General features: G+C 29.5%; 1 protein-coding gene. It reads right to left on the bottom strand.

Annotated features, from left to right (window positions below; all coding sequences use genetic code 4):
• Window positions 1-312 (bottom strand): restriction endonuclease subunit S (locus OF365_RS03260; RefSeq protein ID WP_263818175.1); only part of this gene is annotated, 312 nt, incomplete at both ends.

Raw genomic sequence — 312 nt, 5'->3', positions numbered from 1 at the left:
GAAGAAGTGATATGGCAACACTTCATCTTTTTAGTAAATTCGATAAATTTTTTATTTCGTCAGTTGTTTCAGGTAATCATATTTTAATATTCTGCATCACATTGTTCATTAATTTTGGTATTCCTGAACTTGAAACATGTTTGTATGCAACATTATTCAAACTATGTGCAGTGCAATAATTTGAATATTCTGGAGAACCTAATAATACCCCAGAAACATTTGTTGAAAAGAACTTTTCATCGCGATATTTAATATAACCAGCTCCAGCACCATCAGTAGTTCAGGTAATACAGTTTTCAAATAAATATTTAT

Origin of the sequence: Ureaplasma zalophigenitalium, assembly GCF_025780055.1 — a bacterium.
GTDB classification, from domain to species: domain Bacteria; phylum Bacillota_I; class Bacilli_A; order Mycoplasmatales; family Mycoplasmoidaceae; genus Ureaplasma; species Ureaplasma zalophigenitalium.
Note: the sequence above shows the minus strand (reverse complement) of the source record. Positions and strands in the feature narration are given on the sequence as shown.